Origin of the sequence: Nonomuraea sp. NPDC050478, from assembly GCF_044458265.1 — a bacterium.
In the GTDB taxonomy this organism is placed as follows: domain Bacteria; phylum Actinomycetota; class Actinomycetes; order Streptosporangiales; family Streptosporangiaceae; genus Nonomuraea; species Nonomuraea ferruginea.
Genome location: NZ_JBITHT010000003.1, coordinates 146090 through 172699 on the forward strand (window position 1 = coordinate 146090; position 26610 = coordinate 172699).

The window sequence follows — 26610 nt, forward strand, 5'->3', positions numbered from 1 at the left end:
AGGTGGCCGGAGCCACATTCAGGACCCCAGGGCGCGCGATAAGTGCGCACTCAATCACAAGGAGTGAACACATGAAGATCTTCATCACCGGCGGCAGCGGTTTCGTCGGCGGAACTCTCCTCAACCGCCTCCTCGCCGAGGGACATGAGGTCATGGCACTGGCCAGATCGGGCTCGAGCAGCCAGCGGGTACGTGCGGCCGGCGCCGAACCCGTGTCCGGCGATCTCGCCGAGCTCGGTAAGGCCGGCTCCCCGGCGCCGAACTGGCTCGCCAAGCTGCGCGAGGCCGACGCGGTCGTGCACGTCGCGGCGTACATGGAGTTCTGGGGGCCCGACTCGCTCTTCGAACAGGCCAATCACGTGCCGACGGCCGCCCTGCACGCCGCGAGCGTCGCGGCCGGGGTGCGACGCTTCGTGCTCACCAGCGCCGCGTCCGTCTCCACGGGCAGCCAACGCCGTCCCGTCGTCGACGAGTCGACGCCGGAGGGCCGGCCGAACATCGCCTACAGCCGGGTCAAGCTGGCCACCGAGCGCGCGCTCCTGGAAGCCCGCAGCGGGAAGACCGAGCTGGTGGTGCTCCGCCCGCCGTTCATCTGGGGCTGCGGAATGAAGACGATCAACGAGATGGTCGAGGTCGCCGAGGCCGGACGGTTCGCCTGGATCGACGACGGCAAGCACATCGTCGACTTCGTCCACGTCGAGAACCTGGCCAGTGCCGCGATCCTCGCGCTCACGCGGGGCCGCCACAAGGGGGTCTACTACGTGACGGACGGCACGCCGATGCCCATCCGAGACTTCCTGACCCCCTTGCTGGCGACCCGCGGCGTGGATCTGTCCAAGAGCCGCAGCGTCCCCCTGGCGATGGCGGCGCCCATGGCGGCGATGATGGACCGCACGGCACGCCTGCTTCGCCGGAAGACGGCGCCGCCGCTGACGAACTGGCTCGTCAGCTTCACCGGCCGTGACCGTTCCTACGACATCACCGCCGCCAGGAAGGAGCTGGGCTACTCGCCTGACGTGACGCTGGAGAAGGGCCTGGCGGAGATGAGCTTCTCGTGAGGTGACGACGAAGAGCCCGTACTCGCGGGCCAGCCGCAGAACCTCGGTGCCCGGCAGGACCGTGTACGGCGATCCGTCGTCGCCGACCAGGATGAGTCCGGGCAGATCCCGCTCGGCGAGCAGCCGCACCGCGTCGCCGACAGATGCGTTCAGGTCGAGCACGGGAAGGTCGATGATCAGGTCACGAGCGCGCACAGTGCATCCTCAAGCCTCGACAGCATGACGCGCCGACCAGACTTCCCCGCTCACCTGAGACGGCCCCATCCACACATACGTAGGGCGCGGCACCGGTGGGGGTGTGGTCGGCGCCGCGCACGACACCCAAGACCCCACGGGAGATAGCTGCGACCTCACTCGGTGAGACGCGCGAGCGCTCTACTGTTCATCTCGCGTTCGCGCACGCTACATCGACCTCGGTCAATATAGACGCCAGTCGATGCCATTCGGGAGTGAACGATGTCCAGCACGCACAAGCGAGGCGATCTCGCAATCGACCAACGGCTTGCTCTCGCCACCGCCGCCCGTCGCCTGGCCGAGGCGTTCGCCGGCACGTTCGGCGCGGAGACCATCGAGCGGTTCCTTCACACCAGTTACGACCAGTTCGCCGGCAAAGCGGTCGTGCCCCACTACCTGCCCTTGCTCGCCGAGCGGTTCGCCCGCCAGCGCCTGCACGCGCTGGCCCGGGTCGAGGGACATCACGACGGTCGTCCGATCGACGCCTGCCCGGTCTATCCCGGCAAGCGCTACCTCAACTGGGAGCTCGACGACCCCGCGGGCAAGAGCGTCGAGGACATCAGGCCGATCCGCGACGAGATCGAGCACCGGGTCCGCCGGCTCCTCGCCGACCTCGAGATTCCAGCGAGCCGAACCCCAGGTATCGAGGCTCAATAGATGTCTGTCAATATAGACAGTGGTCCATGTCAGATGTGAGGAGACGCGATGGAACCACTCGAGGTGCTCCAGTGCAGCCCGCCCCTGGCGCGCGAACCGCTCGACGCCGAACAGGCCGCCGGCCTGGCGCGGGTGTTCAAAGCGCTGGGCGATCCCGTACGGCTGCGCATCCTGTCGATCGTGGCCAGTCACGAGGGCGGCGAGGTGTGCGTGTGCGACATCACCGACGCTTTCGAGCTGTCCCAGCCGACGATCAGCCATCACCTGAAGGTGCTCAAGGACGTCGGCCTGCTCACCTCCGAGCGCCGCGCCTCCTGGGTCTACTACCGCCTGGTGCCCGAACGACTCGGCGAGCTGTCGGCCCTGCTCGACACCCCCGCCGCCGTCTGAGGAAGGAAAGCGGCTTTGTCATCGACCGACGTGACAGCCAGAACCCCGGCGGTCATCGGCGGCCTGTCCACGCTCGACCGGTTCCTGCCACTGTGGATCGGCTTGGCGATGGGCGCCGGACTGCTGCTCGGACGGACGGTGCCCGGCCTCGACGCGGCCCTGGAAGCGGTCAAGATCGGTGAGATCTCGCTGCCCATCGCGCTCGGCCTGCTGCTCATGATGTATCCGGTGCTGGCCAAGGTCCGCTACGACCGGCTCGACACCGTCACCGCCGACCGCCGGATGCTGCCGGCCTCCCTGGTCCTCAACTGGGTCGCGGGCCCGGCTCTGATGTTCGCCCTGGCCTGGGCCCTCCTGCCCGACCTGCCGGAATATCGCACCGGGCTGATCATTGTCGGCCTGGCCCGATGCATCGCCATGGTCCTCATCTGGAACGACCTGGCCTGTGGCGACCGTGAAGCCGCCGCCGTCCTGGTCGCGCTCAACTCGATCTTCCAGGTGGTGGCGTTCGGCGCCCTCGGCTGGTTCTATCTGCAGATCCTGCCCGGGTGGCTGGGTCTGCCACAGGCGGCGCTGGACGTCTCGATGTGGGACATCGCCCAGTACGTGCTGATCTTCCTGGGCATCCCGCTGATCGCCGGCTATCTCTCCCGCAAGCTGGGCGAACGCGCTCGGGGCCGGGAGTGGTACGAGTCCCGCTTGCTGCCCAGGATCGGCCCCGTCGCACTGTACGGTCTGCTGTTCACCATCGTGATCCTGTTCGCACTCCAGGGCGAGACGATCACCTCCCGGCCCGGTGACGTGGCCCGTATCGCCCTTCCCCTGCTGGCGTACTTCTTCCTCATGTTCGGTGGCTCGTTCCTCGCCGGCCGCGTGATCGGTCTCGGGTACGAGCGGACCACCACGCTCGCCTTCACCGCGGCGGGCAACAACTTCGAGTTGGCCATCGCGGTCGCGGTCGGCGTTTTCGGTGTCACCTCCGGGCAGGCGCTGGCCGGGGTGGTCGGGCCGCTGATCGAGGTGCCCGTGCTGGTCGCGCTCGTCTACGTCAGCCTGTGGGGCCGCCGATTGTTCCGAGGCGAGGAGACCGTTCATGCCTAGCGTCCTGTTCGTGTGCGTGCACAACGCCGGCCGCTCCCAGATGGCCGCCGGGTGGCTGTCGCACCTGGCCGGCGACCGGATCGAGGTCCGCTCGGCCGGCTCGGCCCCGGCGGACCGGATCAACCCGATCGCCGTCGAGGCGATGCGGGAGGTCGGCGTCGACATCGCCGCCGCACAGCCGAAGGTCCTCACCACCGAGGCCGTCGAGGCATCCGACGTGGTGGTCACCATGGGCTGCGGGGATGCCTGCCCGATCTTCCCGGGCAAGCGGTACGAGGACTGGAAGCTCGACGACCCTGCCGGTCAGGGCATCGAGGCCGTCCGGCCGATCCGTGACGCCATCCGCGCCCGCGTGGAGAAGCTCATCGCCGAGCTCACCGGCTGATCTGGGCGACCGTGTCTCTCGCGGTCCGGCCGGCGCCGATGAGGGTGGCCGAGGCGGGTCCGGTCCAGTCGCCGTAGCCGAGCAGGTGCAGCCGGGGCTCGCCGATGGCGCGGGTGCCCTCGGTGGGGATGAGCCCGTCGGGACCGCGCAGGCGCAGCGGTGCCAGATGGCCGAGCGCGGGCCGGAACCCGGTGCACCACAGGATGACGTCGCAGGCCAGTTCGCTGCCGTCGGCCCAGGAGATGCCTCTCGGGGTGATGCGCGTGAACATCGGCTCGGCCTTGAGCACGCCCCGCTCGCGTGCCTCGCGCACGGGCGGCACTGCCACGATGTCGCCGAGGTCTCCGATACCCGGGACGGTCTCCCCCGCGAGGGCGGCGCGGTGGCGGCGAGTGGCCAGCTCGAACAGCGCGCGTCCGTCGAGCTCGTCGGGCAGCAGGCGCGGCGGGCGCCGGGTCACCCAGGTCGTCGTGGTGACCGTGGAGATGTCGGCGAGCAGTTGGGCCGCGGAGTTACCGCCACCGACGATCACCACATGACGGCCGCGGAAGGACTCCGGATCCCGGTAGTCGACGGTGTGGAGTTGCTCGCCTCCGAAGTGGCGCATGCCGGCGTAGTGCGGCACGTACGGACGCCACCAGGTTCCGGTCGCGCTGATCACCGTCTTGGCCTGCCAGACTCCCCGATCGGTCTCCACGACGAGGTGGCCATCGCCTCTCCTCACGGCGTTCGCGATGACCGGCCTGAGCACGGGCAGCTCGTACCGGCGTTCGTAGTCCGTGAGGTAGGCGACGGTGTCGGCCGCGCTCGGGTAGCCGCCATCGGGCGGGACGGGCATCATACGGCCCGGCAGCGAGCTGTACTGGGCGGGCGAGAACAGGCGTAGCGATGCCCAGGCGTGCTGCCACGCTCCGCCCGGCCGCTCCCCGGAGTCGAGGATGACGAAGTCGGCTCCGGCTCTGCGCAGGTAGTAGCCTGCCGCCAGCCCCGCCTGCCCGCCGCCGATGACCAGGACGTCGACCTGGCGGATCACGCGTTGGCCGCGGGCTCGGCCAACGGGCTGAACAGCTCGCCGAGCCTCGCGACCTGGGCGGGCACGATCCAGTAGTAGACCCAGGTGCCGCGCCGCTCGCCGTCGATGAGTCCAGCATTGCGCAGGGTCTTCAGGTGGTGCGAGATGGTGGGCGCGCTGAGGTCGAAGGCGCCGGTCAGGTCGCACACGCAGGCCTCGCCATCGGGATGCGAGCCGATCATTGACAGCAGGCGCAGTCGTACCGGGTCGGCCACGGCCTTGAGCAGCGCGGCCAGCTCGACAGCCTCGGACTCCTCCAGCGGCTGCTTGGCGATCGGGGCACAGCACGCGACGGGGCTGACGGTCATCGAAGACACCTCTTATTTAGAAGGATGTCTAATCGTAGGCGATGGTAGGCGACCAGGGCGAATGCCGGAGAACATCGCGATCCGCCCCGACAGGCTGGCGTAGGCGGCGGTGCCGTACCGCTCGGCCAGCAGGTACGGGAGCGTGATCGTACCGACGCCGAACCCGATCCCGAACAGCAGCACGCACCCGATCGCCCCCGCCGCGCTCTCCCGCCACCACCGGCAGCAGCAGCGCGCCCAGCCCTTGCACGGCGAAGACCGCGGCGGCCACCGGAGCGGCCGCCCAGCGACGGCGCAGCCCCGTGGTGACCACCCGGCCTGTCACCGACAGCACGCCGAGCAGCCCGGCCACGGTCGCGGCGAACACCGGCGCGTGACCGAGGTGGATCAGGTACGTGACCAGCAGGACACCGATAACGGCGACCCCGCCGCCGTGCGCGGTGAAGGCCGCGACCAGGAACCAGAACGGCCGGGCCCGCACCGCCTCCCGCACCAGGTCCGCTCGCCGCCCGGGCTTGGCGGCCGGCATCCTGGACCGCCGCACGACCAGGGCGTCCAGCCATCGCCCGGCCCGGGGCGCGCACAGCGCGGTGGTCAGCACGGCGAGGGTGAGCGCGGCGGCGATCTGCGTGCCGGTGGCGCGCAGGTCACGGCTCATCGGCATGAGGAAGACCGAGAAGGCGTAGTAGAGCACGCCGTAGCCGATGGTCTGGGTGACGGCGAGGGCGGCCACGATGCGCCACCCGTGATCGAGGCGGCCACCGCCCCCGGCTCCGGGGGCGGTGGTCTCGACGCCGGGGTTCACGTCGTACAGGCGATCACGTCGCGACCGGCGGCCGTCGTCCGCCACGTGCCGGCGCCCGCCTCGGCGATGAAGCCCTGAGCCTCCAAGCGCCAAGCCAGGGTGCCGGCCATCCGCCGGATGGCCGCGGCATAGCCGGGGTGGGCGCCCGGCTCGCGCGCGGCGAGCAGTTCCTCGGCCAGCAGATCACCAGGGATCAGACCATGCGTGCAGATCAGGCGCAGGGCCTCTTTCCGCGCTGCCGTGGGATGGCCGTCGGACATGTCGCGCTCCTTTCAGCCACAGCAGCTTCCACCGGAGGAGACAGTCGCCAGCGGGAGAGGTGTGGCCAGCAGCCCGCCGCTGATACCGGTGGCCAGGCCGATCCGCTGCTCCTGTGCCTCGGCCAGGTTGCTGGAGCACACGCCGGTCTCCGGCAGCTCGAGCTGGACGTCGCGGGCCGCCTCCCAGTCCCCCGCCAGCGCGGCGGCCACCGAGCGGGCCTGCTCATATCCGGTGGCCAGCAGGAACGTGGGGGCGCGGCCGTAGCTCTTGACGCCGATCGCGTAGTAGCCCGGCTCGGGGTGGGCCAGCTCGTCGGCGCCATGCGGAGGGACGGTGCCGCAGGAGTGCTGGTTCGGGTCGATGAGCGGGGCCAGAGCACGGGTGGAGCCGAGGATCGGGTCCAGGTCCAAACGCAGTTCCGAGGCGATGGAGTGGTCGGGACGGAAGCCGGTCGCGCCGATGATCCGGTCGACGCTGATGTCTCGCCCGTCGAGACTGGTCACCCGTACCCGCTCGCCGGCCTTCTCGACGGCGTGCGTGAAGAAGCCGGTGAGGAGGCGGACGCGGCCGGAGGTGACGAGGGCGTGCAGGCGGGTGCCGAGAGCGCCGCGGGCGGGAAGCGCGTCGGCCCCGCCGCCGCCGTAGGCGCGGGCGGCGTCACCAGCGCGGATGGCCCAGGTGATCTCGGTGTCGCCGAGCTGGGCGAGGGCGAGCAGGGTGGTGGCCGCGGAGTGCCCGGCACCCACGACCAGGGTGTGCTTGCCCTGGTAGGCCTCCCGGTCGGCGCCGAGCACATCGGGCAGTGCGTGCTCGATCTCGACCTCGTCCTCGCCGCGCGCGGGCAGGCCGGATGCGCCGAGCACGTTGGGAGTGGTCCAGGTGCCGGAGGCATCGACGACCGCGCGGGCCCTGATCTCCCCTCCGTCGTCGAGCCGGATCAGGAAGGGCGCCTGATCGCGCCCATTGGTGCGGACGCGGTCGTAGCCGAGGCGGCTGATCGCGGTCACCTTGGAGCGGAAGCGGACGTTCGGGCCGAGGGCCTTGGCGAGTGGGGCGAGGTAGCGGCCGACGATTTCGGCGCCGGTGGGCAGCCACTCGGGGTCGGGGGCGGTCCAGCCGTGCGCCTCCAGCAGGCGGCGGGCGGCGGCGTCGATGTCGTACTTCCACGGGCTGAAGACCCGCACGTGTCCCCACTGCGCGATGGACGCGCCCGCCTGCTCGCCTGCTTCGAGCACGAGGAAGTGCAGGCCACGCTCGGCCAGGTGGGCGGCAGCGGCCAGCCCGACCGGGCCCGCGCCGATGACGACCACGGGAAGCGCCTCGGCGTCGATGGAGATCCCGGGCTGCTCGCTCTCCAGGGACGTGGTGGTGCCGCAGCATGCGTCGCTCATGATCACCGCTCCTGATTAGATATCCTTCTAAACAGAGCCCATCATGCGGCCCTGGTTAGAAGAATGTCAAATCAGCCGCATGAGCCGTCCGGTGGACAGCACGCCCGCAGGGTCGCCTGCAGATCCGCGAGCGCCCGCGCGATCCCGCTCGGATCGACCCGGTAGTAGACGGTCTTCCATTCCCGTCGCGCCACCAGCACGCCACTGTCACGCAACGTCGCCAGCTGCGCGGACGCGGCCGACTGAGCCAGACCGAGACGCTCGGCCACCTCGCCGACCGTCAGCTCGGACTCGCCGCCGAACAGCAGCAGGATCTGCTGGCGGGTATCACTGGCCAGCGCCTTGAGGAAGCCGCGCGCGGCGTCGGTCAGCTCGATCCTGTTCGTCGTCTCCACAGGCCGACTCTACCGCCTCGTATTGTCAGTTCATGATTTCACGATTTGACGATACGATGCCGAACATGGACACGATCATCATCGGCGGCGGACAGTCAGGGCTGGCCGCCGCCCGCGCCTTGCGCCACGCAGGCCTGGCCCCCGTCATCCTCGAAGCCGGCGAGCGGCCCACCGGCTCCTGGGCGGGCTACTACGACAGCCTCACCCTCTTCTCGCCCGCCCGCCACAGCGCCATGCCCGGCCAGGACTTCCCCGGCGACCCCGACCGCTACCCCACCCGTGACGAAACCGTCGCGTACCTGGAGAGCTACGCCGCCACCCTCGACGCCGAGATCCGCACCGGCACCAAGGTCGCCACAGTCGAATCCGACGGCGCGGGCGGGTTCCTCGTCCACACCACGGCCGGCGAGACCCTGCGAACCCGTGGCGTCGTCGCGGCAAGCGGCTCGTTCGGCAACCCGTACATCCCCGACCTGCCTGGACACTTCACCGGACAGTCGCTGCATGTCGCCGGTTACCGCAACCCCAAGGAGTACGCCGGGCAACGCATCGTCGTGGTCGGCGGCGGCAACTCGGCCGTCCAGGTGGGCTACGAACTCGCCGAGGTCGCCACCGTCACCCTCGCGACCCGGCAGCCGGTCCAGTTCATGCCGCAGATGGTCGGCGGCCACGACATCCACCACTGGCACACCGCCACCGGCTTCGACGACCTGCCCCCGCACTGGCTGGCCCGCCTGGCCGGCGGCACCCTCGTCCTGGACACCGGCGACTACGCCACCGCCCTGCAGGCTGGACGGTTCGACCGGCGGCCGATGTTCACCGCCTTCGACGGCGACGAGATCGTCTGGGCCGACGGCACCCGAGAAGTCGTGGACACCGTCATCTTCGCCACTGGTTACCGGCCCAGCCTGGACTACCTGCGCCCGCTCGGCGCCCTCGACGCCCATGGGCTGCCTTTGCAGGTCGAAGGCCTGTCCACCACGCATCTCGGGCTCGCGTATGTCGGGCTGGAGTTCCAGCGCTCGTTCGCCTCCAACACACTGCGTGGCGTGGCCCGCGACGCCGCCCACCTCGCCACGCCCTTGGCCGTCTACGCCGGCGAGGCCCTGGCGGCATACGGCTTCTGACGTGGAATCCCCTCTGGTCACGGTCGCTCTGGTGCTGCTCCTGGTGGCGACCATGCTGACCGTCGGAACGCCGCGGGCTGGACCGCCCCGGATCCGGACGAACTGCCCACCGGCACCGAACTGGCCGATCATTATCTACGACCCGTGGCCCAGGTTCCCGGCATCGCACCGTACGTCCGCTACTCAACCAGGGTTGAGGGGATCAGCCGCCTGGACACCGACCGCCTGCGTACCCATGGACGGGAGACGGCACCGTTCGTGCTGCTCCTCAACGACGGCGAAGAGCTGCTCGCCCGCGCCGTCATCGACGCGTCAGGCGCCTGGCTCACCCCCAGCGTGATGGGCGCCAACGGACTCCCGGCTGCAGGAGAGGCCGACGCCGGGCCGTGGATCGACCATGCGCTACCCGACGTTCTGGGCGCCGAGCGTCACCGCTACGCGGGCAGGCACACCGTCGTCGTGGGCGCCGGTCACTCGGCGGCCACCACGCTCCTCGCCCTGGCGGAGCTGGCCAACCGGGAACCGGACACACGGCTGACTTGGGCGATCCGCGCCGACGCGCCCGAACGGGCCTACGGCGGCGGGGACGACGACGCGCTGCCCGCCCGCGGCTCGCTCGGCTCCGGCCTGCGGCTGCTGGTCGACAAGGGTGTGGTGGAGCTGGCCGCGTCCTTCAAGGTCCGAGGCGTACGCGCACGACCGGACGGGACCGGTGTCGAGCTGGTCTCCCGGCACGCCGGGAGACCAGGATCCGATCCTGGGCACCACCCGCCTGCTGGCCCCGCTGATCGACCCCAACGACCACTCCTGCGGCACGGTGCGACCGCACGGGGTGGACGAGCTGGCCCACCCTGAGCCCGGCTACTACGCGATCGGCATGAAGAGCTACGGCCGCGCCCCCACGTTCCTGCTGGCCACCGGATATGAGCAGGCCCGCTCGGTCGTCGCCGCCCTGGCCGGTGACTGGCAAGCGGCCCGCGACGTCCAGTTGGACCTGCCCGCCACCGGCGTCTGCTCGGCCACCCTGGGCGTCAAGGCCGTCGCCGAACAGTTCGGCCTCGCCCATGACACGCCTGCCCGGCTGATCGCCGCCACCACCCGCCATCTCGTCGGCCACACCAGCGCGGCCGACGCGGTGCTCGCAGCGGCTGCCGAACTCGGCATCGACAAGAGTGCGGCCCTCCAGCTCGCGGCCTTCGCCGCCGACCAGTTCGGCAGTGCGTCCATCTCGTGACAGCGGCGTCTATCTGACGTACGAATCCATCACGAGGAAGGCACGACCATGACGGCATGCTGCCCGCCCACCACGATGACGACCTGCTGCGAGGGTGAGGCCAAGGCCGAGTGCTGCGGCACCCGGCAGACCACGACCGGGGGGACCGCGGAGAACGAGGCGCCGAGCACCTGCGGCTGCCGGTAACCATGGAGGGAGGGGCCCGGAGCAGTTCCTGCCCCTCCCTCGACAGGAGGCCCCCTCATGCTCTCCAGAACCGAGGACCTGGTCGATGCGTGGCAGGCGATGCGCGATCAGCTGCTCGCCTTCGTCATCGTCCGCGTGGGCAGCCGCCCGGACGCGGAAGACATCGTCCAGGACGTGTTCATCAAGGTCGGCAAAGGCATCAACGGACTCCGTGACGGCAAGCGCCTGGAGGCGTGGATCTACCAGGTGACGCGCAACGCGATCATCGACCACCAGCGGGCCGCGGCACGCATGCGCAACGCCGAAGTCCGTGCAGCGACCGAGGAACGGCTCACCACCTCGGAAGAGCCGGACGAGCGCGAAGCCTTGACCTCGCTGACCGGCTGCGTGGCCCCGCTGCTCGCCTTCCTGGGCGAGCGCGACCGGCAGGCGATCACCATGGTGGAGTACGACGGCCTCACCCAGACCGAGGCGGCACGACGCCTGGGCATCTCGACGTCGGGCATGAAGTCACGCGTCCAGCGCGCCCGCGCCCGCCTGCGCGATCTTCTGACGCAGTGCTGCCAGATCGCCGTGGACGTCCGCGGCGACGTACGCGCGATCCGCCCCTCAGGCCCTTGCACCTGCGCTCCCCTGTCAGCTCACCCCTCCGACACGAGTGACCCGTAACAGCTCCTCGCTGCCGCTGTGCGACTTTCCGTCTGGCGCTGCTGCGTGCCGGCGGTGTGCTGCGAGCGACCAAGACCGGCCGGACCGTCCTCTACGAGATCCAGTTGGACGCACTCGCCGAGGTCTTCCGGGGCATCGCCGACGCTCTCGACCGCGCGCACGACGAGTACAACCGCGCCGGCGCATGCGAGCCGACGGCCACAACGAAAAATGACCAGTACAGTCGTCGATCACGACGCAGATCTCACCCATTCCGACGTCTCACCATCCAGACCTCGCCTCGCTGTTGAGTACTGGACAGTGGCCATGGAGGGCCAGTCCTCCTGCGGCTCCTGCGATGCGACCCTCACCGTGCTCGGTGAGATTTGCGCCTGCTGACTTGGCGAGGTGGCACGGCGCAGGGCCGTGCCACCCGCTGTGGCGTCAGCCGGACTTCGGCTGGGATCGGCCGCACTTGAGTGTCGTGCCTTCCCAGCGGCACCACTCCTGGTAGCCGGAGGTGAAGGGCGCGCCCACCCACGGATATCTGTCGTCCGGGAGCTCGGCGGGCATGACGCCGGTGAAGTTGGCCGCGTCGTCGATGCTGCCGCTGCCGGTGTACTTCGTCTGCATGGGATACGGGTAGACGGGGCGGGTGCGTACGACGTCGTCGCCGTTCTTCTTGCCGGCGATGACCTTCTGCGGGGCGATGCCCTTCTCCACCCAGTCGTACAGCGGGCTGAACAGGTCGAAGGTGTCGGGGCCGTGGCCACCGGTGCAGTGGTAGACGCCGGGGAACATGAACAGGCGGGCGAACTGCTGGGTGGCCTGCGAGCCGCCCATCCGCTTGGTCACCGCGTCGTAGTAGGCGAGCGTGCTGCCGGCCGGGATGGCCGGGTCGGACCAGCCGTGCCAGAGGATGAGCTTGCCGCCGCGATTCTTGAAGGCGCGCAGGTCAGGGTCGGTGGAGTCGTAGACGCCGCGCATGTCACGCAGCTTGTCGAGGGTCTTGCGGTCGAAGCGGTGGTCGGCGAGCGTGAAGGATGCGGGCGGGTTGCGCCAGGAGCCGAAGTACTTCAGATAGTCGAGTCCGAGTGAGGCGAGCACGGCGCGCTGGCCGGCGGGGGCGACAACGTACCCGAGCCAGGCTAGCTCGGTGCCCCTGGGGAGGCCGGAGGGGAACAGGCGACGGCCCTTGTCGTCCACCGGCCCCTGGTAGAACTTGCGGACCACGTCCACCTGCGCGTCCGTCAGGCAGTCGGCCTGTGGGCCGGCCGTGCAGCGCAGGCTCGCTGGGTCGAACGAGCACCGGCGGGGGTCGTCGATCTGGCCGTCTTGCAGGCCGTCCACGGGGTCGCAGGCGTCCAGCACCTTCTGGTGCAGGAGCTGTATCTTGTTCACGCCGAGGATCTGGCCGCCGTCGGGGGCGGTGTTGGCGTTGGCGATCCACGGGAAGAACATGCCGGCCAGCGCGGTGAGGTTGTTGCCCGGCGCTCCGGCGATGATGCCGTCGAAGTCCTCGGGGTGACGCTGGGCCTCCATGAGGGCCTGGCGTCCGCCGTTGGAGCAGCCGGCGAAGTAGGAGTACCTGGGCGCCTGGCCGTAGTACGCCTTGATGAGGGCCTTGGCGGCCAGTGCGGTGACGTGTTCGGAGCGGTAGCCGGCGTCGACCCGCAGCTGTGGGCTGGAGTGCGCCCACAGCCCGTCGACGGAGCTTGCCCCGATGTGGCCGCTGTTGTCGGCTCCGATGACGACCTTGCCGTCGTCGGGTGGGGCGCAGTTGCCGGGCAGGTGGTGGTTGGAGTCGTCCGGGTCGGCGAACCCGCAGAAGCCGCCGCAGCCGAGTTGCAGGTAGCGGCCGCTCCAGGCTTCGGAGGGCAGCCGGACCTCGAACTGCACCTGTGGTGAGACGTACCCCTTGACCTGGCAGTACGCGGGTTTCTGCGCAGTGGCGGAGACCGCGGTCGCGCTCAGGATTCGGGTGGGGGCTTCGGGGAGGCCCGTGAGGTCGATCCCGCCGAGTCGCTGACAGGTGATGGCGGGGGTGAGGTCCGTGCTCGTGCTGGCGGCGACCTGGCCGGGGACGGCGCCCGTGGCGAGGATCAGCAGCAGGACGGAAGCTAAGAGCCGGGCTGTGCCTTTCATGGCCTTGTCCTTTTCGGGGGTGCGGTCAGTTGACCTGGCGGCGGCGCCCGGCCCAGTACGGGGCGCGCAGCGATCTCTTGTCGATCTTGCCGGAGGGGTTGGCCGGCAGGGCGGGGGCGAAGTCGATGCTCTTGGGCGCCCACACGCTGCCCTTGCGCTCCTTGACCAGGGCGATGAGCTCTTCGGCGGCGACCTCGGCGCCGGGCCGGGTGACGACGACGGCCTTGACGGCCTCGCCCCACTTGTCGTCCGGGACGCCGATGACGGCGCACTGGGCGACGGCGGGATGGGTCGCCAGGACATCCTCGATCTGCCGGGGGAAGACGTTGAACCCGCCCGTGACGATCATGTCCTTCTTGCGGTCGACGATGAAGACGTAGCCGAATTCGTCGACGAAGCCGATGTCGCCGGAGCGGACCCAGCCGTCCTGCATCACCTCCGGGTCGAGACCGCTGTTGACGTAGCCGGCCATCTGGCCGGGCTGGGCGGCGCAGATCTCGCCGATCTCGCCGGCGGGCAGGGCGCGGCCTTCGGGGTCGCGGATGGTGAGCTCGACGTGGTACATCGGCCGTCCCGCGGAGGCCAGCCGTTCCTCCCCTTCGGGGGTGTCGAGCCGGTGGTCCTCCTTGCGCAGGCAGGTCATGTAGCCGGGCTCGGTGCCGGCGTAGGTCTGCACGAAGATCGGGCCGAACGCCTCCAGCGCCCGGCGCAGGCCCTCCGGGGCCATCGGCGATCCGGCGTAGATGACCGTGCGCAGCGACGACAGATCGGCGTCGGCCCGGCGCGGGTGGTCCAGGAGCATGTAGACGATCGTGGGCACGACGGCGGTGGCGGTGACCCGTTCGCGCTCGATGGCGTCCAGGAGCAGATCGAGGTCGAGGCCGGGCAGGATGACGTTCGTCCCGCCGCGCATGAAGACCGGCATGACGAAGGTCTGCGTGAAGTGGGTCAGGGGCGCGCCGTGGGCGAACACCTCGCCCGGCCGGATGTCGCCGATCTCGAGCCCCGCGGTGATGGCGTAGTGCGACCAGGTCGCATGCGTCTGCAAGACGCCCTTGGGCACGCCGGTGGTGCCGGAGGTGAAGCCGACGAACGCCAGGTCGTCGTCGGCGAGCTCGATAGCGGGCGGCGCGGTCGGCTGAGCGGCGAACGTCTCCTGGTAGTCCAGGATGCCGGGAATGGTGTCGCCTCCACTGGCCAGCCGGACGACGTGCTTGAGGTTGGGCAGCCGATCCCGGATCTGGGCGATGGCGTCGTCGAAGGCCTGGTGGTAGATGAGCGTCGAGGCCTGCACCTCCTCCAGGAAGAAGCAGAAGTCCTCGGCCGTGGCCCGGGCGGGCATCTGGGTCATCGCCGCGCCGGACTTCCAGATGCCGACCATGGCGGGGACGAACTCCAGGCAGTTGGGCATCAGCAGCCCCACCCGGTCGCCCTTGCCCACGCCGAGTTCCGACAGGCCGTTGGCGATGCGGTTGGCCCAGCCGCTCATCTCCTGGTAGGTGAGGCGGCGTTCTCCGTCGACGAGTGCGGTGCGCTCGGCGTAGTACGCGCACGCCATGTCGAACACTCTCGGTGTCGAACCCCACATGATGGTTACCTCCCTGTTCCGGCGAGCGTGGCCGCCGTCGCCTGTCGCGCTTGCTCGTACTCCCGGCGGGTACGCCGGACGAGCTCCGCGACGCTGGTGATCTCCGTAACCCCCGAGACGCTGTGGCCGGCGCTCCACACGTGGCGCCGGGTCAGCAGGCGATGCTGGGTGAAGCCCTTCACCGGGGCCGCGGCCTCCACCGTCTGCTCCTCGAGCCAGGCGCGCAGGAAGTTGGCGGGCAGGCCACTGAGCGCAGTGGACAAGGTGACGTCGTCGAGGGTCGCGTCGACCAGCGCGGCCCGGAAACGCTCACCGGCGAGGCTCTCGTGTGTGGCGACGAACTTGGTCCCCATGTAGGCCAGGTCGGCGCCGAGGACCTGCGCTGCCCAGACGGCGGCTCCGTCCGGCACCCCTCCCGCCAGGACGATCGGCCCGTCGAACCGAGCGCGGACAGCGCGGACGAACGACAGCGGATTGGCCCAGCCGGTCTGGCCGCCCGCCCCGGCGGTCAGCAGCACCAGCCCGTCCACGCCTGCCTCGATCGCGCGCTCCACGTGGTGCAGGCTCGCCACGTCGGCGAAGACCAGGCAACCGGCGTCGTGCAGCGGCTCCAGCACCGGAACCGGGGAGCCCACGCTGGTGACGACCAGCCGGGTGCCGTGGCGGACCAGGCACTCGACGTCGGCTCGCAATCGCTCGTTGGAGCGATGGACCACCAGGTTCGCGGCGAACGGCGCGGCGTGATCCTGTTCGGCGATCGAGGCGGTGATCTTCCCGAGCCAGGCTTCGAGCTCCTCCGATGAGCGGGCGTTGTGCGTCGGGAAGGCGCCGATGACCCCGCTGCGGCACGCCGCGATCACCAGTTCCGGTCCCGAGACGTCGGTCATCGGCGCGGCCATGAGCGGTAGCGCCAGCCGCGACAGCGGCGACGGTAGGGCCATCGTCCCTCCACTAGTGAAGATCAAATATTGCGCTGATGAGGCTCACATGCCTGCTTCGCTGCGTATTTGATGTCGTAAGTAAATATGGATTAATGTCGCTTTGGCAAGAGTGAGTCGTCGGCTCCAGTCCCGTGGAGGACAGAAGATGGACCGTACCGTCCAGATCGCGGGCGTCGGGATGATCCCGTTCGCCAAACCCAGCGCAAGCGAGCCCTACGACGTGATGGCCGGGAGCGCCGCGCGAGCCGCGCTGGCCGACGCGGGTATCGACTACCACCAGGTGCAGCAGGCCTACGCCGGCTACGTGTACGGCGACTCGACCTGCGGACAGGCGGCCCTCTACGACCTGGGCCAGAGCGGCATCCCCATCGTCAACGTGAACAACAACTGCTCGACCGGCTCCTCGGCGCTCTGGCTCGCCCGGCAGGCGGTCATGTCCGGGGTGGCCGACTGCGTGCTCGCCCTGGGTTTCGAGCAGATGCGCCCCGGCGCGCTGGCGAACGTCTGGGACGACCGCCCCAGCCCGCTTGCCCGGAGCGCGGACGCCATGACCGCCATCCAGGGCATCGACGACCACGCCCCGATCGCCGCGCAGTACTTCGGCGGCGCGGGGATGGCTTACGCCGGCAAGTACGGCACCGCTCCCGAGACCTTCGCCAAGATCGCGGTCAAGGCCCGCCGGCACGCCGCGAACAACCCCTACGCCGTCTTCCGCACCCCCGTGAGCGAGGAGGAGGTGCTGGGCTCTCCCCCCATCTACGGGCCGCTGACCCGACTGCAGTGCTGCCCGCCGACCTGCGGCGCGGCCGCCGCCGTGGTGTGCAGCCAGGAGTTCGCCCGCCGGCACGGCCTGGACGCCACGGTGACGATCCGGGCGCAGGCGCTGACGACCGACACCCCGACCACCTTCGACAGCGGCGACATGACCAAGGTCGTCGGCTATGACATGACCCGGGCCGCCGCGACCCGCGTCTACGAGGAATCGGGCGTCGACCCGCAGGACATTCCCGTGGTGGAGCTGCACGACTGCTTCACCACCAACGAGCTCATCAGTTACGAGGCCCTCGGCCTCACCCCGGAGGGAACGGCCGAGAAGTTCGTGCTCGACGGCGACAACACCTACGGCGGCCAAGTGGTCACCAACCCCTCGGGCGGGCTGCTGTCCAAGGGCCACCCGCTCGGCGCCACCGGCCTCGCCCAGTGCGCCGAACTGGTCTGGCAGCTGCGCGGGCAGGCCGAAAACCGCCAGGTCGACGGCGCCCGGCTCGCCCTCCAGCACAACCTCGGACTCGGCGGCGCCTGCGTCGTCACCCTCTACGAGCGGGCGGCCTGACATGACCGCGGACCTGCGCATACCCGCCTTCACCGTGCCCGCCGAGCGAGGCCGCCTGCGCTTCTTCGCCCAGGCCATCGGCGAGCACGACCCCGTCTACAGCGACCTCGACGCCGCCCGCAAGGCCGGGCACCCGGACCTCCCCGTTCCGCCCACGTTCCTGTTCTGCCTGGAGATGGACCGGCCCGACCCCTTCTCCTTCCTCGCCGAGGCCGGGATCGATCTCGCCCGAGTCCTGCATGGCGAACAGCGCTTCACCTACCACGCCATGGCTCACGCCGGCGACGAGCTGACCTTCGAGTCGCACATCGCCGACACGTACGAGAAGAAGGGCGGTGCCCTGCGCTTCCTCGTCCGGGAAACGCGCGTCACCCGAGCCGGCGAGCCCGTCGCCGACCTGACCAACGTCATCGTCGTCCGCGGGGAGGCAGCCGCGTGAACAATCTCCATGACATCGCCGTGGGAACGGAGCTGCCGCCGCTGCGCGTGCCTTCCATCTCGCGTACGACGCTCGCGCTCTACGCCGGCGCCTCCGGCGACCACAACCCCATGCACATCGACCTGGACGCGGCCCGGGCCGCAGGCATGGACGACGTCTTCGCTCACGGCATGCTCTCCATGGCCTACCTCGGCCGGCTGCTGACCGGCTGGGTGCCCCAGGAGCGCATCCGCTCCTACAGCGTCCGTTTCGCCGCCATCACCCCCGTCCACGGACAGCCGACCTGCACCGGCCGCGTCACGGCGATCGAAGAGGCCGACGGCGAACGGCGGGCCCGGCTGGACCTGCGAGTGATGCTGGAGGACGGCACCGTCACCCTCGCCGGCCAAGCCCTCGTCGCCCTCACCTGAACCATCGAAAGGACACCCGTGGGAACGCTCGACGGAAAGACCGCCCTCGTCTCCGGCTCAGGGCGCGGCATCGGCCAGGCCATCGCCCTGAAGCTCGCCCAGCAGGGAGCCCGCGTCGTCGTCAACGACCTGGACCCCGACCCGGCCGAGGAGACCGTACGACTGATCAAAACCAGCGGCGGTGATGCCGTCGCCTGCGTCGGCAGCGTCACCGACGACGGCTTCGCCGACCGGTTCGCCGCCACGGCCGCCGACACCTTCGGCGGCGTCGACATCGTGATCAACAATGCCGGATACACCTGGGACAACGTCGTCCAGAAGATGACCGACGAGCAGTGGGACGCGATCATCGACGTCCACCTCAAGGCGCCCTTCCGGATCCTGCGCGCGGTCCAGCCGATCATCAGCGCCCGCGTCAAGGAGGAACGCGCCCGGGGTGTGCACGTCCAGCGCAAGGTGGTCAACATCTCCTCCATCGCCGGGCTCAGCGGGAACGCCGGGCAGGCCAACTACGGCGCGGCCAAGGCCGGCGTCGTCGGGCTGACCAGGACTCTGGCCAAGGAATGGGGGCGGTACGGGGTGAACGTCAACGCTGTCGCCTTCGGTCTCATCCGCACCCGGCTCACCGAGGCGACGGCCGGCGGCGACGCCACCATCGACGTCCAGGGCCGGGAGATCAAGGTGGGCGTGAACCCCGACCTGTTGTCCGCCATGGAACGCATGATCCCGCTCGGACGGGCCGGCACCCCGCAGGAGGCCGCCGGCGCGGTCTACCTGCTGTGCACGCCCGAGTCCGACTACATCAGCGGCGAAGTGATCGTCTGCGGGGGCGGGTACCGCTGACGTACCGGCCTACGATGCGCAGGTGGCTTCGACCGAGGGGAAGACGATGAAGGCGCGGACCGCGGCGGCGCCGGCCCGGGGCAGCCGTCCCCGCAACCGCAAGGCGCAGATCGTCTCCATCGCCGCCGAGCTCTTCCATCGCCAGGGCTACCACGCCGTGACGATGGAAGAGATCGCCAGCGCGGTCGGCATCACGGCGGGTGCCCTCTATCGGCATTTCCGCAACAAGCAGGAACTGCTGGCGCGCACCGTCCTCGACGGGCTCCTGGCGTTCGAGACCCTCGTCGACAACCACACCGCCGGTGACGTCGACGGCCTCCTGCGCGCCATGGCCGCCCTGACGCTGGACCGGCGCGACCTCGGCGTGCTGTGGCAGCGGGAGTCCCGCAATCTCCCGGTGCCCGAGCGCGACCAGCTCCGCCGCCGCTTTCGCTCCATCGCGGCCCGTGCGGCGACGACCCTCGTCGCTGCCCGTCCCGGCCTCTCCCCCGCCGACGCCGACCTGCTGGTGTGGGCGATCTTCGCCACGTTCGCCAGCCCGTCCCACCACTCGGTGAGCCTGCCGCGCGCCCGTTTCGAAGACCTGCTGCACGCGATGGGCAGCACCCTCACCGAAGTCGCCCTGCCTCAGGCGCAGGGCCCGTCAGCCGACGCGGCCCCGTCCGATCGACCGCGCCCGGGGCTGGCTCGCGCCTCCCGCCGGGAAGTCCTCATGGACGCGGCCGCCCGGCTGTTCAACGAGCGCGGCTACCAGGCCGTGAGCATGGAGGACATCGGCGCTGCCGCGGGCATCAGCGGCGCGGGCATCTACAACCACGTCACCGCCAAGTCCGACCTCCTGGTGGCCGCGCTCACCCGCGCCGCCGACGCCCTGCAGCTCGACGCCTCCCGCGCCTTCGCCACCGCCACCAGCCCCCGGGACGCTCTCGACCTGCTGCTGCGCTCCTACATCGACCTGACGGTCAGCCACAGCCACCTCACCGGCACGTTGATCACCGAGGTGATCCACCTTCCCGCCGAGCAACGCCACACGATCCGGCGCCTCCAGTACGACTACGTCAGCGAGTGGGTGCACCTGCTCACCGCCGAGCGACCCGAGCTGATCGAAGCTGAGGCCCGGGTCGTCGTGCACGCGGTCTTCACCACCATCAACGACCTCGCCCGGATCGACCATCTGCGCGAACGGGGTGATCTGTCTGGCGATCTTCTTGCCGCCTGCCAGGCTCTCCTGCTCGCACGCACCGGGTGAGGTCAGCGGCCGGGCGCCGGAGTCGACGAACCAGTGACCGGTTCTGCGTCGAGCCGGCTCAGTGGCGCTCCGCGAGCTTGGCGAGAACGTCCAGTTCGAAGAGCCACGGCGGCGCCTCCGGCGTTGACGTACTCAAGCCACACGGGGACGCTCATGACGCAAGGGTTGCGCCTTGTTCGTAGGTGATGCAGGCGATGCGTCACGCGCTTTGTCCTCGCCGCCGGCATGGCGCGGCCGGCGCAAGTTCGACAAACGTGCTTCCCAGGGCTTTCGCTCTTCCCTTTGATCTATTATCGTCGATTAACGATGAGCGAGGAAACGGGGCCGCTGCCGCGCGCGGAGGCCGAAGAGTACGCGAGCTGGTTCAAGGCACTGGCAGACGCGTCGCGGATCCAGATCGTGTCGCTCCTGGCCCGGCGGCGCGCGCCGATGAGCGTGGGCGAGATCGTGGCCGCCTCAGGGGTGGGCCAGTCCACCGTCTCGCACCATCTGAAGATTCTGGCCGAGGTGCGGTTCGTGCTGGTGGAGCGGCGGGGCACCGCCGGCCTGTACCGGATCAACGAGGTCTGCGTGAGCTGTTTCCCGACCGCCGCCGACGTGGTCATGGGCAACTCCGCCCCGGCCCCGCCCACCTGCGAGTAGAGGAGCGATGCCATGGCGCAAGAGGAGATCATCAGGCGCTACTCCGCGCTGGCCCGCGACGCCGCGGCCGGCCGGACGGTCGCCGACTGCGGCCCCGAAGCCTTCGACCAGGGCCGATTCGGCGCCGCCGGCTACGACGACCTCGGCCTGCTGCCCGAAGCGGCGGTACGGGCGAGTCTGGGCTGCGGCAACCCGGTGGCCGTCGCCGAGTTGCGGCCCGGTGAGACCGTGCTCGACCTGGGCTCGGGCGGCGGCATCGACGTGCTGCTGTCCGCCCGTCGCGTCGGCGAGCACGGCAAGGCCTACGGGCTCGACGCCAGCGCCGACATGCTGGCCCTGGCCCGCCGCAACGCCGAGCAGGCGGGCGCGCGCAACGTGGAGTTCCTGCACGGCACGATCGAGCGGGTGCCGCTGCCGGACCGGTCGGTGGACGTGGTCATCTCCAACTGCGTCATCAACCTGTCCAGCGACAAGGCCGCGGTGCTGGCCGAGGCGTTCCGGGTGCTGCGGCCGGGCGGCCGGTTCGGCGTCAGCGACGTCGTGACGGACGGCGAACCGGACCCCGATCGGCGGGCGGCCGTCGAAGAGCGGGTCGGCTGCGCGGCCGGGGCGCTGCCGGTGGCGGAGTACCGGCGGTTGCTGGCCGCGTCGGGGTTCATGGACCTGCACATCACGTTGACCGCCGGCCACGGCGACGGCGTGCATTCGGCGATCGTCCAGGCCGCCAAGCCCGCCGCCCCGCCGGGGACGGAGATCAGGCCCATGCGCGACGACGACGCCGACCAGGTGCTGGCCATCTACCAGGCCGGATTGGACACCGGCCAGGCCAGTTTCGAGACCACCGCCCCGAGCTGGGAGGGCTTCACCGCGGCCAGGCTCCCCCACCTGCGCTACGTGGCCTTCGACACCGGCACCGGCCAGGTGCTCGGCTGGGTGGCCGCCTCCGCGGTCTCGGCCCGGCCCGTGTACGCCGGGGTGATCGAGCACAGCGTCTACGTCCACCCGGGATGCCAGGCCCAGGGCATCGGCCGGGCGCTGCTGTCGGCGTTCATCGCCGCCGGCCAGGACGCCGGAATCTGGACGATCCAGTCCGGCATCTTCGCCGAGAACGCCGCCAGCCTGGCCCTGCACCAGGCGCTCGGCTTCCGGGTGGTCGGCACCCGGGAACGCATCGGCCGCCACCACGGCGTCTGGCGGAACGTCCTGCTGATTGAGCGCCGCAGCCCCGCAACCAAGAACAGACGGCCGTAGAACCGTTTCGCGGTCTCCAGGTGCGGACTGCCGAGTTCGATCCAGCACGGCGAGCCGGGCACGAACCGGGTGGTGAGCATGCGTGCTCCCTCATGTGAAAGCGAGGGTGGTCCACCCTGGTGCAGCCCATGTCGTGTACGACGGGTCGACCCCCGCCCCACGCGCCCCTGACTCTTGTCTTGACATGGCGACAACCCCCGAGGTGTGCTGGATGTAAGGCCTATATCGCCGCATGTCAGTGAGGCGATGAGGATCTCGACGGGGGCGTCATGGCGACTTATGCGTATCGCTGTCTGGAGTGCGGGCCGTTCGAGGTGCGCCTGCCGATAGGGACCGCTGAGGCGGTTGCCGACTGCCCGGCGTGCCGGTCTCCGGCTCGTCGCGTCTTCACCGCGCCGAGCCTCGCCCGGCAGTCCCCGGCGATGTCCGCCGCGCTGGCCCGGGACGAACAGAGTCAGGAAGCACCCGAGGTGGTCACGCACGTGACTCCCGAGCGGCGGCGGACACCGCAGCACCCGGCGCTGTCGCGCCTGCCTCGGCCTTGAGCAGACATGACGATCGATCCGAACGTTGCGTACGCCTGGACTCGTGGCGTTCCTGAACACACCGCCCGTCCGGGGCGTGAGGAGGTGTGTGGGGATGGGAGCCGTCGGACTCCTGTACGTGGGCGCAGTGCTCTTCCTCAATGGTCTGATGCTCCTGGGAAAGGTCGAGCCGCGCGCAGCCGGGATCTTCAATCTCTTCGTCGGAGCCTTGCAGGTGGTCACACCGACCCTGCTGATCGTCTTCAGCCCCGGCGATCCGGCCGTACTCCTGAACGCGTCGGGACTCTACCTCTTCGGGTTCACCTATCTCTATGTGGGGATCAATCTGCTGGGCGGATTCGACACCACAGGTGTCGGCTATTTCTCGCTCTTCGTGGCCATCATGGCGCTCGGATACTCCTACGCCAACTTCCAGCTCCTCGGTGATCCGGGCTTCGGAGTCATCTGGCTCTACTGGTCCTTCCTGTGGACGCTCTTCTTCGTCCTGCTCGGCTTGAAACGCACGCAGATCACCAGGTACACGGGCTGGGTCGCGGCTATCCAGGGATGGGTCACGGCGGCGATCCCGGCATTCATGATCCTCACCGGATCCTGGCGCACCACAGCCCTCTTCGCGATCGTTCTCGCCGTGTTCGGCCTGGTGGTGTTCGCCGTGCTGTGGCCGCTGACGAGACACGGGGAACCGGCCGGCGAAACTTCGGAGGCGCAGGGGACCACCGGCACGCATCGCTTCCACCGGACGTGACCGAGCTCGAAGGGAGGTGAGGCGACACGCTGACCGCGAAGGAGTCATCGACAAAGGAGGGGAAGCTGTCATGCCGAAAGTCGTATTCAGCGTCGACCAGTCGAAGCCGATGAAGGACCAGGCGACCCCAGGCCACAACCGCTGGCACCCGGATATTCCCGTGGTGGAAATGGTACGTCCCGGTGAGGAGTTCCGGGTCGAGTGCCGCGAATGGACGGACGCCCAGATCGGCAACAACGATTCGGCGAACGACGTGCGCGATGTCGACCTGAGCTTCGCGCACATGCTGAGCGGGCCCATCGGGGTCGAAGGAGCCGAGCCCGGAGACCTCCTCATCGTCGACATCCTCGACCTCGGCCCGGTGCCGCAGCAGGTCGGGGACGCACCAGGGCAGGGCTGGGGCTACACCGGCATCTTCGCCAAGCGGAACGGCGGCGGATTCCTGACCGACTACTTCCCCGACTCGTACAAGGCGATCTGGGACTTCCACGGTCAGGTCGCGACATCCCGCCACCTGCCGGGAGTCCGGTTCACCGGGATCACCCACCCTGGACTCTTCGGCACCGCGCCGTCGGCCGAGTTGCTCAGCTCCTGGAACCGCCGGGAGCAGGCGCTCATCGACACCGACGCGGGACGCGTTCCCCCGCTCGGCCTGCCGCCGTTGCCCGAGCACACGCTCGCCGGCACCGCCAACGGCGACCTGGCACAGCGGATCGCCGCCGAGGGAGCACGCACCGTGCCGGCGCGGGAGAACGGCGGTAACCACGACATCAAGAACTTCACCCGCGGCGCCCGGGTCTTCTACCCGGTCCACGTCCGTGACGCCAAACTCTCCGGAGGCGACCTGCACTTCAGCCAGGGCGACGGGGAGATCACCTTCTGCGGCGCCATCGAGATGGGCGGCTACATCGATTTCCACGTCGACCTCATCAAGGGCGGCATGGAGAAGTACGGTGTCACCACCAATCCGCTGTTCATGCCGGGAAACGTGGAGCCGAGATACTCCGAGTTCCTCTCGTTCATCGGGATCTCGGTGGACCACGACACCGACACCAACTACTACCTTGACGCGACGGTGGCCTACCGCAGGGCCTGCCTCAACGCCGTCGAGTATCTCAAGAGGTGGGGTTACAGCGGCGAACAGGCCTATCTGCTCCTCGGCTCGGCGCCGATCGAAGGGCGTGTCAGCGGGATCGTCGACATTCCCAACGCCTGCTGCTCGCTCTACCTGCCCACCGAGATCTTCGACTTCGACGTACGTCCGAACATGGAAGGGCCCGTCAAGCAGGACCGGGGCAAGTGCGCCGTGACGAGTTGAGCGGGGGACATCACCGAGACCACGACGGCGGGGCCGGCCGGGCCTCGCCGCTCGTCGCTTGGACCCCGAGAGGTCGGCGATCAGGTCGGTGCTGTGGCTGAATGCCAGGATGCGAGGCGAGCTTCACCTCACGGCGTGCCGCCGATAGCGCATGCGCGGCACGGCGGACGACCGCAGGTGCACTGCGTGATGGCATCGAGGACACCGTGGTCGTGGTAGAGGCACTGGTCGTAGCAGGTGTGACGGGGAATGAACCCCGCCTGGATCTCGTCCGGCCACGGGTCTTCGCCTTCGCGGCAGCGTACGAACTGCTCCGGGTGCGTCGCGTGCAGTCCCTCCAGGCGGGTCCGAGCCTGGGTCTCCAGCGTGCGGGCCTCCGCCACCAGGGTCTTCAGCTGGGAGGCGAGGTCGGAGTACCGGTCGTCGCCGGTTCGTACGTGGGCCGCCCGCAGCGCCATCATGGCGTTGCCCAGGAAGCGGCCGGCGTCCTGGAGGTCCGTGGAGTGGTGCAGCTGCATACCTGTCACGCCCCGAACCCACACGGCGTCGTTGTTCATTGATCAACCTTTCGAAGGTGCGAGCGCTCCTGTTCCGGAGTTGTACGAGGCTGCCAACGAGGGTAACTGGAATTGTGGGTGAATTGCCGCATTTGTGAGGTTAGCCGTGGGTGGTGGATGTGACTTTGAAATAGCTTTGCCAGAATTTGGCCCCAGTGGCCATCCCATCCAAGGTGGCTTGCACGCCGGTGTGCGGGTGTTCAGGAGTCGCCGACCACCACGACCACAGCCCTTGCCGTGTCCCCGGCCGCGCAGCCGTAGACCAGGCTCGATCCGTACGGGTTCATCCGGTCCAGCGGGAATCCGGTCGTTCACGGCGAACGGGTTGTGCGTGGTCACCACGCCGATGCCAGAGATGTCCAGAAAGGCGTCGCGCAGGGCGGCGCGGGCGGCCGAAACCGGCGCCTTGGGCATCCGCACGCTGATGTGTCGCCTCTGGTGACGGACGTGATCGATCGCTCCGCTTGCCAGCCGGTGGTTTCGGGATGTCTCAGTCAAGGGCGGGAAGCGAGGGAACAGGGGCGAGGCCGAGATAACGGCCTGCCGCGCTCAGAGCCGTACGAACATCATCGGCGACCTGCTGAATGGCGGAGTCCCTGGAGACTTCAGGGGAGTGACCGAAGCCGATCCAGACCTCGGCTGTGGTGCGGCCACGAGAGATCCGCTCGCTGTAGACGCCCGGCACGAGTTCCCCGAAGACGAGCAGTTGCTGCAGGCCGGCCTGACGCCACCAGGCGAGCCACTCCGGAGCCTCGTTGACAGCTTGGACAAGGTGTCCGGCGACATCGGCGTAGGCGCTGTCGTGCGGCAGACTCTGGTCGGTGGTGCTCCAGAACACCTGGAGCCAGTGCTTGCCGGGGCGGGAGAAGTCCACAACGAACGGGGCCGCCGGCTCCTGAGGTTCACCGAACAGGGCCTTACGGTAGGGCTCCAGATGCTCCAGGAACACCGGCCAGTCCGCGGCCCGGACCTCGCGGAGATAGTTGTCGTCGGCACGGGTGGCCACATTGAACGCCACGGCGGCCAGGCGACGCAGGTCGTCGGAGACGGTGAAGGGGTTGCGGTCCAGCCAGTGATGAGCGGCCTCATCGGGAGCGATTCCCGAGATGCGGGCCGCGATCAGACAGGCGATCGCCAGGGCGGCCTCCACTTGGCCCTCCTCGGCATAGTCCTCGCTGTCGCGGACGAACTCGTCGAGCACCTCGATCATCGCCGCCGCGATGTCATCGCCTTCTTCCAATTCCGCGATGGCGTCGGCGGCCTCGTCGCTGTCGAAGGGGCCTTCGAAGAAGGGCGTCGGGTCATCCATGCTGCGGCTCCTTAGCGAAGAGGCGATCAGGGTATGGGCAGGG

Annotated in this window: 31 protein-coding genes; 20 read left to right on the forward strand and 11 right to left on the reverse strand. The window is 69.4% G+C overall.

The annotated features are described in order from the left end of the window. Positions 1 to 71: 71 nt before the first annotated feature. The 5 genes from ACIBF7_RS15035 (at position 72) to ACIBF7_RS15055 (ending at position 3825) form a co-directional block, all read left to right on the forward strand. Entirely contained in the window at positions 72 to 1058 is a 987-nt protein-coding gene (locus tag ACIBF7_RS15035) for an NAD-dependent epimerase/dehydratase family protein (protein WP_397197323.1), read from the forward strand. A 456-nt stretch (positions 1059 to 1514) separates the two neighbouring features. Further along, positions 1515 to 1949: a three-helix bundle dimerization domain-containing protein gene (locus tag ACIBF7_RS15040; protein WP_397197324.1), complete on the forward strand. Its 435-nt coding sequence runs from the start codon at positions 1515 to 1517 to the stop codon at positions 1947 to 1949. A gap of 48 nt (positions 1950 to 1997) precedes the next feature. Further along, entirely contained in the window at positions 1998 to 2339 is a 342-nt protein-coding gene (locus ACIBF7_RS15045) for a metalloregulator ArsR/SmtB family transcription factor (protein WP_148030859.1), read from the forward strand. A gap of 30 nt (positions 2340 to 2369) precedes the next feature. Further along, on the forward strand, positions 2370 to 3440 hold the full coding sequence (arsB, locus tag ACIBF7_RS15050) for an ACR3 family arsenite efflux transporter (protein WP_315970609.1): 1071 nt from the start codon (positions 2370 to 2372) through the stop codon (positions 3438 to 3440). Next, on the forward strand, positions 3433 to 3825 hold the full coding sequence (locus ACIBF7_RS15055; protein WP_148030858.1) for an arsenate reductase ArsC: 393 nt from the start codon (positions 3433 to 3435) through the stop codon (positions 3823 to 3825). The genes arsB and ACIBF7_RS15055 overlap by 8 nt, the downstream gene beginning before the upstream one ends. On the opposite strand, the gene ACIBF7_RS15060 is transcribed toward ACIBF7_RS15055, so the two are convergent. The 6 genes from ACIBF7_RS15060 to ACIBF7_RS15085 form a co-directional block, all read right to left on the reverse strand. Next, positions 3815 to 4858 carry an ArsO family NAD(P)H-dependent flavin-containing monooxygenase gene (locus tag ACIBF7_RS15060; RefSeq protein ID WP_148030857.1) on the reverse strand — a complete coding sequence of 348 codons (1044 nt, stop codon included), beginning with the start codon at positions 4856 to 4858 and terminating at the stop codon, positions 3815 to 3817. The genes ACIBF7_RS15055 and ACIBF7_RS15060 overlap by 11 nt on opposite strands. Next, positions 4855 to 5205, reverse strand: coding sequence for a metalloregulator ArsR/SmtB family transcription factor (locus tag ACIBF7_RS15065; protein ID WP_397197325.1), 351 nt, complete (start codon positions 5203 to 5205; stop codon positions 4855 to 4857). Before ACIBF7_RS15065 ends, ACIBF7_RS15060 begins: the two co-directional genes overlap by 4 nt. 28 nt (positions 5206 to 5233) lie before the next feature. Continuing rightward, entirely contained in the window at positions 5234 to 6010 is a 777-nt protein-coding gene (locus tag ACIBF7_RS15070; protein WP_397197326.1) for a hypothetical protein, read from the reverse strand. Next, positions 6007 to 6270: a hypothetical protein gene (locus tag ACIBF7_RS15075; RefSeq protein WP_397197327.1), complete on the reverse strand. Its 264-nt coding sequence runs from the start codon at positions 6268 to 6270 to the stop codon at positions 6007 to 6009. The genes ACIBF7_RS15070 and ACIBF7_RS15075 overlap by 4 nt, the downstream gene beginning before the upstream one ends. A 12-nt stretch (positions 6271 to 6282) precedes the next feature. After that, positions 6283 to 7662 (reverse strand): FAD-dependent oxidoreductase, encoded by a 1380-nt coding sequence (locus tag ACIBF7_RS15080; RefSeq protein WP_397197328.1) that lies wholly within the window; start codon positions 7660 to 7662, stop codon positions 6283 to 6285. A 71-nt stretch (positions 7663 to 7733) separates the two neighbouring features. Then, positions 7734 to 8057 carry an ArsR/SmtB family transcription factor gene (locus tag ACIBF7_RS15085; RefSeq protein WP_397197329.1) on the reverse strand — a complete coding sequence of 108 codons (324 nt, stop codon included), beginning with the start codon at positions 8055 to 8057 and terminating at the stop codon, positions 7734 to 7736. Positions 8058 to 8122: 65 nt separating this feature from the next. On the opposite strand from ACIBF7_RS15085, the gene ACIBF7_RS15090 reads away from it, so the two are divergent. From ACIBF7_RS15090 to ACIBF7_RS15110, 5 genes are all read left to right on the forward strand, one after another. Next, on the forward strand, positions 8123 to 9184 hold the full coding sequence (locus tag ACIBF7_RS15090; protein ID WP_397197330.1) for a flavin-containing monooxygenase: 1062 nt from the start codon (positions 8123 to 8125) through the stop codon (positions 9182 to 9184). A 144-nt stretch (positions 9185 to 9328) separates the two neighbouring features. Next, positions 9329 to 10039, forward strand: a complete 711-nt coding sequence (locus tag ACIBF7_RS15095; RefSeq protein ID WP_397197331.1) for a hypothetical protein — start codon at positions 9329 to 9331, stop codon at positions 10037 to 10039. After that, the gene (locus tag ACIBF7_RS15100) at positions 10017 to 10418 is read left to right on the forward strand and encodes a hypothetical protein (RefSeq protein WP_397197332.1); all 402 of its coding nucleotides are present in this window, start codon (positions 10017 to 10019) and stop codon (positions 10416 to 10418) included. The genes ACIBF7_RS15095 and ACIBF7_RS15100 overlap by 23 nt, the downstream gene beginning before the upstream one ends. Before the next feature lie 48 nt (positions 10419 to 10466). Further along, positions 10467 to 10604, forward strand: a complete 138-nt coding sequence (locus ACIBF7_RS15105) for a hypothetical protein (RefSeq protein ID WP_397197333.1) — start codon at positions 10467 to 10469, stop codon at positions 10602 to 10604. A gap of 57 nt (positions 10605 to 10661) precedes the next feature. Further along, positions 10662 to 11273, forward strand: a complete 612-nt coding sequence (locus ACIBF7_RS15110; protein ID WP_397197334.1) for a sigma-70 family RNA polymerase sigma factor — start codon at positions 10662 to 10664, stop codon at positions 11271 to 11273. A gap of 423 nt (positions 11274 to 11696) precedes the next feature. Here the strand turns inward: ACIBF7_RS15110 and ACIBF7_RS15115 are convergent, their stop codons facing one another. Genes ACIBF7_RS15115 through ACIBF7_RS15125 form a run of 3 tightly spaced genes read right to left on the reverse strand, consistent with a single transcriptional unit; the run spans position 11697 to position 15926 of the window. Beyond that, positions 11697 to 13397 carry a tannase/feruloyl esterase family alpha/beta hydrolase gene (locus ACIBF7_RS15115; protein WP_397197335.1) on the reverse strand — a complete coding sequence of 567 codons (1701 nt, stop codon included), beginning with the start codon at positions 13395 to 13397 and terminating at the stop codon, positions 11697 to 11699. Positions 13398 to 13422: 25 nt separating this feature from the next. After that, a complete protein-coding gene (locus tag ACIBF7_RS15120; RefSeq protein ID WP_397197336.1) occupies positions 13423 to 14985 on the reverse strand; it encodes a long-chain fatty acid--CoA ligase in 1563 nt (520 codons plus the stop codon). A gap of 5 nt (positions 14986 to 14990) precedes the next feature. Continuing rightward, positions 14991 to 15926 (reverse strand): NAD(P)H-dependent flavin oxidoreductase, encoded by a 936-nt coding sequence (locus ACIBF7_RS15125; RefSeq protein ID WP_397197337.1) that lies wholly within the window; start codon positions 15924 to 15926, stop codon positions 14991 to 14993. A gap of 145 nt (positions 15927 to 16071) precedes the next feature. Here ACIBF7_RS15125 and ACIBF7_RS15130 point away from each other — a divergent pair, with 145 nt between their 5' ends. The 10 genes from ACIBF7_RS15130 (at position 16072) to fmdA (ending at position 24701) form a co-directional block, all read left to right on the forward strand. Then, entirely contained in the window at positions 16072 to 17259 is a 1188-nt protein-coding gene (locus ACIBF7_RS15130; protein ID WP_397197338.1) for a lipid-transfer protein, read from the forward strand. A 1-nt stretch (position 17260) separates the two neighbouring features. Continuing rightward, positions 17261 to 17698 (forward strand): MaoC family dehydratase N-terminal domain-containing protein, encoded by a 438-nt coding sequence (locus ACIBF7_RS15135; RefSeq protein ID WP_397197339.1) that lies wholly within the window; start codon positions 17261 to 17263, stop codon positions 17696 to 17698. Beyond that, on the forward strand, positions 17695 to 18108 hold the full coding sequence (locus ACIBF7_RS15140; protein ID WP_397197340.1) for a MaoC family dehydratase: 414 nt from the start codon (positions 17695 to 17697) through the stop codon (positions 18106 to 18108). Before ACIBF7_RS15135 ends, ACIBF7_RS15140 begins: the two co-directional genes overlap by 4 nt. Positions 18109 to 18126: 18 nt before the next feature. After that, positions 18127 to 18951, forward strand: a complete 825-nt coding sequence (locus ACIBF7_RS15145; protein ID WP_397197341.1) for an SDR family NAD(P)-dependent oxidoreductase — start codon at positions 18127 to 18129, stop codon at positions 18949 to 18951. A 22-nt stretch (positions 18952 to 18973) separates the two neighbouring features. Next, the gene (locus tag ACIBF7_RS15150) at positions 18974 to 20200 is read left to right on the forward strand and encodes a TetR/AcrR family transcriptional regulator (protein ID WP_397197342.1); all 1227 of its coding nucleotides are present in this window, start codon (positions 18974 to 18976) and stop codon (positions 20198 to 20200) included. 306 nt (positions 20201 to 20506) lie between these two features. Next, positions 20507 to 20842 (forward strand): ArsR/SmtB family transcription factor, encoded by a 336-nt coding sequence (locus ACIBF7_RS15155; protein ID WP_397197343.1) that lies wholly within the window; start codon positions 20507 to 20509, stop codon positions 20840 to 20842. 12 nt (positions 20843 to 20854) lie between these two features. After that, positions 20855 to 22093 carry a GNAT family N-acetyltransferase gene (locus ACIBF7_RS15160; protein WP_397197344.1) on the forward strand — a complete coding sequence of 413 codons (1239 nt, stop codon included), beginning with the start codon at positions 20855 to 20857 and terminating at the stop codon, positions 22091 to 22093. Between the two features lie 269 nt (positions 22094 to 22362). Then, on the forward strand, positions 22363 to 22638 hold the full coding sequence (locus tag ACIBF7_RS15165; RefSeq protein WP_148030839.1) for an FmdB family zinc ribbon protein: 276 nt from the start codon (positions 22363 to 22365) through the stop codon (positions 22636 to 22638). A gap of 94 nt (positions 22639 to 22732) precedes the next feature. Continuing rightward, entirely contained in the window at positions 22733 to 23383 is a 651-nt protein-coding gene (locus tag ACIBF7_RS15170) for an AmiS/UreI family transporter (RefSeq protein WP_148030838.1), read from the forward strand. Between the two features lie 70 nt (positions 23384 to 23453). Next, positions 23454 to 24701, forward strand: a complete 1248-nt coding sequence (gene fmdA / locus ACIBF7_RS15175) for a formamidase (protein ID WP_148030837.1) — start codon at positions 23454 to 23456, stop codon at positions 24699 to 24701. 128 nt (positions 24702 to 24829) lie between these two features. Here fmdA and ACIBF7_RS15180 read toward each other — a convergent pair whose 3' ends face one another. Both ACIBF7_RS15180 and ACIBF7_RS15185 read right to left on the reverse strand, forming a co-directional pair. Continuing rightward, positions 24830 to 25258, reverse strand: a complete 429-nt coding sequence (locus ACIBF7_RS15180) for a hypothetical protein (protein ID WP_148030836.1) — start codon at positions 25256 to 25258, stop codon at positions 24830 to 24832. Positions 25259 to 25748: 490 nt separating this feature from the next. Continuing rightward, on the reverse strand, positions 25749 to 26567 hold the full coding sequence (locus tag ACIBF7_RS15185; RefSeq protein WP_397197345.1) for a DUF4259 domain-containing protein: 819 nt from the start codon (positions 26565 to 26567) through the stop codon (positions 25749 to 25751). Positions 26568 to 26610 lie beyond the last annotated feature (43 nt).